This window comes from Pseudomonas sp. GM60 (assembly GCF_000282415.1).
GTDB classification, from domain to species: Bacteria; Pseudomonadota; Gammaproteobacteria; order Pseudomonadales; family Pseudomonadaceae; genus Aquipseudomonas; species Aquipseudomonas migulae.
Genome location: NZ_AKJI01000058.1, coordinates 18,883 through 28,155, shown reverse-complemented (window position 1 = coordinate 28,155; position 9,273 = coordinate 18,883). Strand labels below are relative to the sequence as shown.

8 protein-coding genes are annotated in these 9,273 nt (G+C 61.4%); 2 read left to right on the top strand and 6 right to left on the bottom strand.

Annotation, left to right across the window (positions count from 1 at the left end; translation table 11 throughout):
* The 3 genes from PMI32_RS14200 to PMI32_RS14210 form a co-directional block, all read right to left on the bottom strand.
* The coding region (locus PMI32_RS14200) for an NAD(P)/FAD-dependent oxidoreductase (RefSeq protein WP_008029635.1) at positions 1 to 1,083 on the bottom strand (1,083 nt) is incomplete at its 3' end.
* The gene (locus PMI32_RS14205) at positions 1,080 to 2,012 is read right to left on the bottom strand and encodes a 4-hydroxyproline epimerase (protein ID WP_008029633.1); all 933 of its coding nucleotides are present in this window, start codon (positions 2,010 to 2,012) and stop codon (positions 1,080 to 1,082) included. The genes PMI32_RS14205 and PMI32_RS14200, both read right to left, overlap by 4 nt.
* A gap of 114 nt (positions 2,013 to 2,126) precedes the next feature.
* Positions 2,127 to 2,798: a GntR family transcriptional regulator gene (locus tag PMI32_RS14210; RefSeq protein ID WP_008029632.1), complete on the bottom strand. Its 672-nt coding sequence runs from the start codon at positions 2,796 to 2,798 to the stop codon at positions 2,127 to 2,129.
* A 282-nt stretch (positions 2,799 to 3,080) separates the two neighbouring features.
* Between PMI32_RS14210 and PMI32_RS14215 the strand changes: the two genes are divergently transcribed.
* Together PMI32_RS14215 and PMI32_RS14220 are read left to right on the top strand one after the other, a co-directional pair.
* On the top strand, positions 3,081 to 5,120 hold the full coding sequence (locus tag PMI32_RS14215) for an oxidoreductase (RefSeq protein WP_008029630.1): 2,040 nt from the start codon (positions 3,081 to 3,083) through the stop codon (positions 5,118 to 5,120).
* Positions 5,121 to 5,275: 155 nt separating this feature from the next.
* Positions 5,276 to 6,211, top strand: coding sequence for a 1-aminocyclopropane-1-carboxylate deaminase/D-cysteine desulfhydrase (locus tag PMI32_RS14220; RefSeq protein ID WP_008029628.1), 936 nt, complete (start codon positions 5,276 to 5,278; stop codon positions 6,209 to 6,211).
* Between the two features lie 93 nt (positions 6,212 to 6,304).
* On the opposite strand, the gene PMI32_RS14225 is transcribed toward PMI32_RS14220, so the two are convergent.
* The 3 genes from PMI32_RS14225 to PMI32_RS14235 all read right to left on the bottom strand — a co-directional run bounded on the left by PMI32_RS14225 (position 6,305) and on the right by PMI32_RS14235 (position 9,188).
* Entirely contained in the window at positions 6,305 to 6,865 is a 561-nt protein-coding gene (locus PMI32_RS14225) for a cytochrome b (RefSeq protein WP_008029625.1), read from the bottom strand.
* 251 nt (positions 6,866 to 7,116) lie between these two features.
* On the bottom strand, positions 7,117 to 7,944 hold the full coding sequence (phnX, locus tag PMI32_RS14230) for a phosphonoacetaldehyde hydrolase (RefSeq protein ID WP_008029623.1): 828 nt from the start codon (positions 7,942 to 7,944) through the stop codon (positions 7,117 to 7,119).
* 134 nt (positions 7,945 to 8,078) lie between these two features.
* Positions 8,079 to 9,188, bottom strand: coding sequence for a 2-aminoethylphosphonate--pyruvate transaminase (locus PMI32_RS14235; protein WP_008029621.1), 1,110 nt, complete (start codon positions 9,186 to 9,188; stop codon positions 8,079 to 8,081).
* Between the last annotated feature and the right edge of the window lie 85 nt (positions 9,189 to 9,273).

The window sequence follows — 9,273 nt, the reverse complement described above, 5'->3', positions numbered from 1 at the left end:
CGGCAGATAGGCTTGCGCCGCCAATGGCGGCGTCTCATTGAACAGTTGCGCGACCAGCAAATCGGCGGTGCCGGGGGCCGTGGTGACTCCCAGTCCCTCGTGACCGACCGCCAGCCACAAACCTTTGCGTGATGGGTGTTCACCAATCAGTGGCAACCCGTCGGGGCTGGCGGCGCGAAAACCGGTCCAGGCGCGGATGCCGTTGAGCTGAGCCAGGCCCGGCATGTACTCGGTGGCGCGCTTGAGCATTTTCGCGAGCATCCAGCCTTCGACCTGCGGGTCGGTGGTGCCGAATTGTCGCGAGGCGCCGATGAACAGTTGCCCGGTCGGCCGGGGCTGAATGTTGCAGGCGGTCGAGGGCCCTGTGGCGTTGTGGGCGCTGGTGACATAACCCAGTTCCACCAGCGTGTGGGAGACCTTGCCGGGATAGCGGTCGGTGATCAGCAAGTGGCCTTTTTTCGGCTCGATCGGCAACTCGGGGCACAGGTCGTTGGCCTGGATGCCATTGGCCAATATGACTGCCTCAGCGCTCAACCACTGGCCGTCATCGAGCCGCACGCGATTGCCATCGACCTCGCTGACCCGCGCCCGACGTTGTTCGATGTCGGCGGTGTCGAGCATCCAGTTGGCGGTCGCCGGAGCGTAGAGAATGCCGTCGCCATTGATCAACAAACCGCCTTCGAGGTCTTCGCTCAGTTCAGGTTCACGGGCGCGCAAGGCGTTACGAGCGATCAACTCGCAGGCAACGCCCTGGGTCTGAAGGTTCAGGTATTTGCTGTGGGCCACGGCCATTTCTTCGGCATTGGCTGCCAGCCACAACGTTCCGTTGTTGCGGTAAGCGCAGCCTTGCGGCAAGTCCGGCGCCAGTTCGCGCCAGCGTTGCAGCGAGTATTGGCTCAGGGCCAGCTCGGCCGGGTTGTCGTCGAGCACCAGCAAGTGGCCCATACCGGCGGCCGTCGCGCTGTGCAAGCCAGCGTCCAGCACCAGCACGCGCAAGCCACGCCGGGCCAGCGCCTGGGCGCACGCGGCACCGATGATGCCGGCACCGATCACGATGACATCGGCCACCAGGCCTTGGCTCATGGGCGAATGCCCCAGGCGAACGGGTCGTCCTGTTCGATGATCAGGCTGGCTTCGGCGCTGATGAAGGCGCGGCCACGAATCGTCGGTACGATGCGCTCGCCGTGCTGTTCGTAGGAGCCTTCGAACTCACTGCCGATCACGCTGGCCTGGCGCCAGATCTGGCCCGGCTGCAATTTGTCATCGGCTGCCAGGCACGCCAGTTTTGCACTGGTGCCGGTACCGCAAGGCGAGCGGTCGTAGGCCTTGCCGGGGCAGAGCACAAAGTTGCGGCTGTCGGCCTGCTCATCCTCGGCGAACAGTTCGACATGGTCGATCAACCCGCCGTCTTCGCCACGTATCCCTTGAACGTCCAGTGCTTGCTGCACGGCGAAGGTGTAGGCGGTCAACGCATCAAGGTTGTCGCTGGCAACGCGCAGACCATGCTCGGCGATCAGGAAAAACCAGTTGCCACCCCAGGCAATATCACCGACCACTTCGCCAATTCCCGGCACCTGCAGCGCCACGGCTTTGCGATAACGGTAGGCCGGCACGTTGCGCACGCTGACGGAGTGGTCGTCGTGCAAGGTTGCCTGCACCGTGCCGACCGGCGTTTCGATGCTGTGCACGCCCGGTCCGATTTTGCCAAGGTGAGCAAGCGACGTGACCAGGCCGATGGTGCCGTGGCCGCACATGCCGAGGTAACCCGAGTTATTGAAGAAGATCACCCCGGCGCAGGCCGCAGGGTCAACCGGTTCGCACAGCAGTGCGCCGACCAGCACATCACTGCCTCGCGGTTCGAGCACGCAGGCGGTGCGCCATTGGTCATGGTGTTCAGCCAGCCGTTGAAGACGTTCGGCCATGCTTCCGGTGCCCAGCTCTGGAAAACCGGAAGTCACCAGGCGGGTGGGTTCGCCGCCGGTGTGGGAGTCAATCACGGTGATACGTTTCATGAGTGGGCCACGTCCGTTCAGATGAGTGAACGCAAGAGTGGCCCGTGCGGGGGCTTGCAGGCTTGATGGTTTTACCCGGTGCCGATGACGAAATCGGCACAGTGTCGCGGTCTGTCAGTGGTGGTGGGGCAGGTGCTCGAACAGGGTTTTGCAGACCCCGGCGATGTGTTCGTCCAGCAGCTTCACCGCCCGGTCTACGTCACCGGCGCGACAGGCTTCTAGGATCTCCCGGTGTTCGTGATCGGCGCGCTCCTTGCCTGCGGAAAGGCTCATCTGCATGCGCAGGTAACGTTCCAGTTTGTCGTTGACCGAACGGATCAGGCTCACCAGAAACGGACGTTGTGCCGGTTCATAGAGGCAGGCGTGCAGTTCCCAATTGAGCTCGGCCCAACGTCCCACATCATCTTCGCCGACGAACTCCTGGCAGATGCGTTCGGCCCGGGCGAAGGTGTCTTCGGTCATGTTGGGAATGGCCAGGCGAAGCACCTTGTCTTCGAGCAACATGCGCACTTCGAACATCTGCGCCAGCTCGGCATCGGACACCCGTGTGACCATCGCCCCGCGATTGCGCTGGAACATCACCAGGCCTTCGGCTTCCAGGCGCTTGAGGGCCTCACGCACCGGGATCTTGCTGACGTTGAACTGCCGGGCGATGTCGTCCTGGCGAATCGGCTCGTCCTCGGCGAAATGCCCGGCGACGATGGCGTCACGCAGATGGCGGGTGATGATTTCAGATGTCGAAGGCGCATTGCCCAAGTCTGGAGCATTGAATTTGGGTAGGGTCACGGCGGCAGTCGTTCGGATTGAGTTGGAGATATGGTATACGAATTTTCATTGGGTTCAGTGCACTTGCGCTGCCTTTCGACAGCCGCACCCTGACTCCCCGGGGTTAATTGCAGAGGAGATGGCGCAAACGTCCGACACCCGAGCCGTTGCGCATTTGGATCATTAAGTTGTCAGTTTCGGTCATTGAGCGGCCGGGGGAGTGCTCATAGTCTGTTACACATGACAGAGGGGCGCCAAAGAGCGCCCACACTTTTTCCGTGAACGCTCGTTGTGGAGTTACCGATGACCGCCGCTCATTACCCGCACCTGTTGGCTCCGTTGGACCTGGGTTTTACCACGCTGCGCAACCGCACCCTGATGGGTTCGATGCACACTGGTCTTGAGGAAAAGCCCGGCGGCTTTGAACGCATGGCTGCTTTCTTCGCCGAGCGCGCCCGTGGCGGTGTCGGCCTGATGGTCACTGGCGGTATCGGCCCGAACGACGAAGGCGGTGTGTATTCCGGCGCGGCCAAACTGACCACCCTCGAAGAAGCGCTCAAGCATCAGATCGTGACCCGCGCGGTGCACGAGGCGGGCGGCAAGATCTGCATGCAGATTCTGCATGCCGGCCGTTATGCCTACAGCCCGAAGCAAGTTGCGCCGAGCGCCATTCAGGCGCCGATCAACCCGTTCAAGCCCAAAGAGCTGGACGAGGAAGGCATCGAGAAGCAGATCAGCGATTTCGTCACCTGCTCGACCCTGGCGCAAACAGCCGAGTACGACGGCGTCGAGATCATGGGCTCCGAAGGTTATTTCATTAACCAGTTCCTCGCGGCTCACACCAACCACCGTACCGACCGCTGGGGCGGCAGCTACGAAAACCGCATGCGCCTGCCGGTGGAAATCGTCCGCCGTGTACGCGAAGCCGTAGGCCCGAATTTCATCATCATCTTCCGCCTGTCGATGCTCGATCTGGTGGAAGGCGGCAGCAGCTGGGAAGAAATCGTGACCCTGGCCAAGGCCATCGAACAGGCCGGTGCAACCATCATCAACACCGGCATCGGCTGGCACGAAGCGCGGATTCCGACCATCGCCACCAAAGTGCCGCGTGCGGCGTTCAGCAAAGTCACCGCCAAGCTGCGCGGCTCGGTGAGCATTCCGCTGATCACCACCAACCGCATCAACACCCCGGAAATCGCCGAGCAGATTCTCGCCGAAGGCGATGCCGACATGGTCTCCATGGCGCGGCCGTTCCTCGCCGACGCCGACTTCGTCAACAAGGCCGCTGAGGGCCGTGCCGATGAAATCAACACCTGCATCGGTTGCAACCAGGCGTGCCTCGATCACACGTTTGGCGGCAAGTTGACCACTTGCCTGGTGAACCCGCGGGCCTGCCATGAAACCGAACTCAACTACCTGCCGGTGCAGCAGATCAAGAAAATCGCCGTGGTCGGTGCCGGCCCTGCGGGTCTGTCGGCCGCAACCGTGGCTGCCGAGCGTGGTCATCAGGTGACGCTGTTCGATTCGGCCAGCGAAATCGGCGGTCAGTTCAACATCGCCAAACGCGTGCCGGGCAAGGAAGAGTTCTTTGAAACCCTGCGCTACTTCAACCGCAAGTTGCAAACCACCAACGTCGAGGTCTGCCTGAACACTCGGGTCGATGTGGCGAAACTGGTTGAAGGCGGTTACGACGAAATCATCCTCGCCACCGGCATCGCGCCGCGTGTGCCGGCGATTCCGGGCGTCGAGAACGCCAAGGTGTTGAGCTACCTGGACGTGATTCTTGAGCGTAAGACGGTGGGTAAACGGGTCGCCGTGATCGGCGCGGGCGGGATTGGTTTCGACGTGTCCGAGTTCCTGGTGCATCAGGGCGTTGCCACCAGCCTGGACCGTGAAGCGTTCTGGAAAGAGTGGGGCATCGACACGCATCTTCAGGCGCGTGGCGGTGTCGCCGGCATCAAGGCTGAGCCGCATGCACCGGCGCGTGAAGTGTTCCTGCTGCAACGCAAGAAATCCAAGGTCGGCGACGGCCTGGGCAAAACCACCGGCTGGATTCACCGCACCGGTCTGAAGAACAAGCAGGTGCAGATGCTCAACAGCGTCGAATACCTGAAGATCGACGACGAAGGTTTGCACATCCGCATCGGCGAAACCGGCGAGCCGCAAGTGCTGCCGGTGGACAACATCGTGATCTGCGCCGGTCAGGATCCGTTGCGCGAATTGCAGGACGGGTTGGTTGCAGCAGGGCAGAACGTGCATCTGATTGGCGGCGCGGATGTAGCGGCGGAGCTGGATGCGAAGCGGGCCATCAATCAGGGTTCGCGGTTGGCTGCTGAGCTTTAACAGCAGGTCCAGCGTGCCAATGGCCTTCGCGGGCAGGCCTCGCTCCTACACTCGATCTTTGTAGCAACGAAGATCAAATGTAGGAGTGAGCCTGCTCGCGATGGCTGCCTATGAGCGACTAGAATGCTGGCTCTATCCGAGCACACTCAGGCGCCATGCTTTTTCCCTCCTCCCATTGGCTTCCCCAAGCCCGCCTCGACCCCCTCCATCTTGATTGGCTAACCCGATCAGGCATCGAAGTCGCCATCCTGCGCCTGGACCAGATCGACCCGCTGATCAGCGGCAACAAGTGGTTCAAGCTCATCGAACACCTCAAAGCGGCTGACCTTGGCGCTGCCAAAGGCATCATCAGCCTCGGCGGTGCTCACTCCAATCATCTTCACGCACTGGCTGCCGCCGGCAAGCGCTTCGGTTTCAGGACCGTTGGTTTACTACGCGGCCATCCGCAGGAAACGCCCACAGTGAAAGACTTGCAAGCCTTCGGCATGCAGTTGCACTGGCTCGGTTATGGCGGCTATCGCGCGCGGCACGATGCGGGTTTCTGGGAACCCTGGCAGGCGCAATACCCTGAGCTGTTTGCGGTGCCGGAAGGTGGCGGCGGTTTGTCGGGGGCGAAGGGCTGCATGCAACTGAAGTCGATGGTCGGCGCGCAACTGAACGGTCTGGGCTGGAGCGACTTTGACGGCTGGTGGCTGGCCTGCGGAACGGGCACTACGCTGGCCGGCCTGGCGTTGGCTGAAGCGGGGGATCATCCGGTTTATGGCGCGCTGGCGGTTCCCGATGATCATGGCGTGGCGCAGCAAATCGCATCGATCGTGCAGGAAGCGGGCTTGCATCATCCGGTCTACGAACTGTTCGACGCCAGTCGTGGTGGATTCGCCAAAGTCGATCCGCTGTTACTGGATTTCATCGCGCAAACCGAACAGGCCAGTGGCATTCCCCTTGAACCGCTGTACACCGGCAAAGCGCTGCTGGCGCTCAAGCAGCAAGTCAAAGCCGGACGATTCGCACAGGGTACGCGACTGATCTTCATCCACACCGGCGGCTTGCAGGGCCGCCGCGGATTTTCGTCGCGACTCATACCCTTGTAGGAGCGAGCCTGCTCGCGATGGTGTGTCAGTTAAAAAGGTGTCGACTGACACTCCATCGCGAGCAGGCTCGCTCCTACAGGGGGGGCGTTGTTTTCAGGTATCACGGTTTACGCGTTTGGGCATCATCCGCAGCAGTGTGTTGTCGCCCACCACATAGTGGTGATAAATCCCCGCCACGGCGTGCAGCCCGATCAGCCAGTAACCGATGGTGCCGCCGAGTACATGCCAGCCTTCGATTTGCTTGGCCAACTCCTTGTCCTCTGACAGCAGCATCGGCAGATCAATGCCATAGAACATCACCTGATGCCCCTTTGCGCTGGTGACCAGCCATCCCAGAATCGGCATGGCGATCATGAACAGGTACAGCGCCCAGTGCATCAATCTGGCCAGCACGGTCTGCCAGTGTGGCGAAGCGGGGAAAATCTGCGGCGCCGGGCCGAAGCTGCGTGCGAACAGCCGCAACCACACCAGCACAAACACCGTCAGACCGAGCATGAAATGCGCTTCAACGATCAGCGTTCGGCCACCACTGCCTTTGGGAAAGATTCCGCGAAACTCGATGCTGGCGTAAACCACCGCGAGTAACACCAGCATCAACCAATGCAGCGTGATCGACACGGTGCTGTAGCGTGAGTCGGAGTTCTTCCAGGGCATACGGCGTTCCTCACAGGTCGGGTCAGGCCACCGTTCTTGGTCGACGGTGTGCGTTAACTGTAAGCCTGTTTCGCACGGTTTGCCTCAAGCCATTGGCGGTTCAATGCTCTAAGTCAGGTGATTGAGCAAAAAAACACAATTCCCCTTGTAGGAGCCGGCTTGCTGGCGATGAGGTCTGATCAGTCAACATGCCTGCTGAATGGAAGACCGCTATCGCCAGCAAGCTGGCTCCTACAGGGGAATGCGGGGGATCAGTTGGTTTGCGGCATTTCGCCGTTGGCCAGCCGCTGGTTGATGTCGGCGATCACGGCCGGCAAATCGGTGATGGTGTCGATCATGTAGTGCGGGCGCGAGCCTTCGAACAGTGCGTGGATGCGCTTGCGTTCGCTGTCCAGCTCGTCACTGCCGAGGACGCGATAACCTTCGTAGTTCAGGCCCAGCGCGTTGCCCGAGCAGATCAGCGCCACGGTCCACATGCCGGCGCGACGACCTTCAAGAATGCCTGGCACGGTGTCGTCGATCTTCACGCACGCGGCGACATCGTCGATGCCCAGGGCGATCACGTTGGCCAGTGCCTGAGCCGGCCATGGGCGGCCGTTGGGCACTTCGTCGGTGGCGACCACGTGATCGGCGACGTAGCCGTTGGTGGCGGCGAGTTCGACCACTTTGTCCATGACCTGTTTCGGGTAGCCGGAGCAGGAACCGATCTTGATCCCTTGCGCACGCAGGTTGGCGATGGTCTCCAGTGCACCGGGGATCAGCGCCGAGTGCTCGGCGATTTTTTCGATTTGCAGCGGCATGAAGCGTTGGTAAATGGCGGTGACGTCATCGTCGGTCGGCGTGCGGCCGAAGGCCTTGCGATAACGTTCGGCGACGGCCGGCTGATCGCACAGGGTGCGGATGTGATCCCACTTGCCCATGCCCATCGGGCCACGGGCTTCTTCGATGGACACCTGGACGTCGAATTCGGCGAAGGCCTCGACAAAAATCTGGGTTGGGGCGAAGGAGCCGAAGTCGACCACGGTGCCGGCCCAGTCGAGGATGGCGGCTTGCAGTTTGGTTGGGTTTGCGTAGTTCATGAGTATCGATGTCCTTGTAGGAGCTGGCTTGCCAGCGAAGGTCGTTAACGATGACGCGTGTTGTCTGGATGACGCGGTGCTGTTGAGTCCATCGCTGGCAAGCCAGCTCCTACAACAGCTGAGGCGCCTGTGGTTCAGATTTCGAGCACTTCCATCTCGCGCAGCACTTCGGCAATCGCCGCCACCGCCGCGTGCATCTCGGCCTGGTTGACGTGGCCGATGCAGCCGACGCGGAAGGTTTCGACCTGGGTCAATTTGCCGGGATAGAGGATGAAACCCTTGGCCTTGACGCGTTCGTAGAACTCCTTGAACTGGTAACGCGGGTCTTTCGGCGCGTGGAAAGTGACGATGATCGGCGCCTGGATCGCGGCGGGCAGGAAGCTGCGCAAGCCGAGTCTGGCCATGTCATCGAGCAGCACTTTGCAGTTGTCGGCGTAACGCTGATGCCGCGCCGGCAAACCGCCTTCTTCGTTGTATTGCAGCAGAGCTTCGTGCAGCGCCGCGACCACGTGGGTTGGCGGGGTGAAGCGCCATTGGCCGGTCTTGGCCATGTAGGTGTGCTGGTCGAACAGGTCCATCGCCAGCGAATGCGAGTTGCCGGCGGCATTTGCCAGCGCGTCTTTGCGAGCGAAGACAAATCCCATCCCCGGCACGCCTTCCAGGCATTTGCCCGAGGCGGCGATCAGCGCGTCGAACGGCACCTGTTGCGCATCCACCGGCAGTGCGCCGAAGGAACTCATGGCGTCGATGATCAGGCGTTTGCCGTGTTGCGCAATGACCTGGGCGATTTTCGGCAGCGGGTTGAGGATGCCGGTGCTGGTTTCGCAGTGGATCAGCGCGACGTGGGTGATGCTGGCATCGGCCCGCAGCAGACGGTCTACGTCGGCGGCGGTGGTCGGTTCGTCTTCTGCGGTTTCAAAGGTGCTGAAGGCGCGGCCGAGCACTTCGCAGATTTTCGCCAGGCGTTTGCCGTAGGCACCGTTGATCAGCACCAGGACTTTGCCGTCGCGAGGCACCAGCGTGCCGATTGCCGCTTCGACGGCGAAGGTGCCGCTGCCTTGCAGGGGCACGCAGTGGTGACTGTCGCCGCCGTTGATGATCGCCAGCAGTTGCTCGCAGAGGCTGGCGGTCAGTTGATTGAAGCGGTCATCCCATGAACCCCAGTCGACCATCATCGCCTGACGGGTGCGGGCTGACGTCGTCAACGGGCCGGGGGTGAGCAGGATGGGTTCGGCAGTACTCATTCTCGTGTCCTCGCAATCGATGGGATGAAGCTACGGGGCTTAAATTGCAATTTGCCGTGCTATCAATCAAATTGTTTGTTGTTAT

Coding starts and splice junctions, on each gene's coding strand:
- PMI32_RS14205 (WP_008029633.1), bottom strand. CDS start 2,012: ATGAAACGTATCACCGTGATTGACTCCCACACCGGCGGCGAACCCACC.
- PMI32_RS14215 (WP_008029630.1), top strand. CDS start 3,081: ATGACCGCCGCTCATTACCCGCACCTGTTGGCTCCGTTGGACCTGGGT.
- PMI32_RS14220 (WP_008029628.1), top strand. CDS start 5,276: ATGCTTTTTCCCTCCTCCCATTGGCTTCCCCAAGCCCGCCTCGACCCC.
- PMI32_RS14225 (WP_008029625.1), bottom strand. CDS start 6,865: ATGCCCTGGAAGAACTCCGACTCACGCTACAGCACCGTGTCGATCACG.
- phnX (WP_008029623.1), bottom strand. CDS start 7,944: ATGAACTACGCAAACCCAACCAAACTGCAAGCCGCCATCCTCGACTGG.
- PMI32_RS14235 (WP_008029621.1), bottom strand. CDS start 9,188: ATGAGTACTGCCGAACCCATCCTGCTCACCCCCGGCCCGTTGACGACG.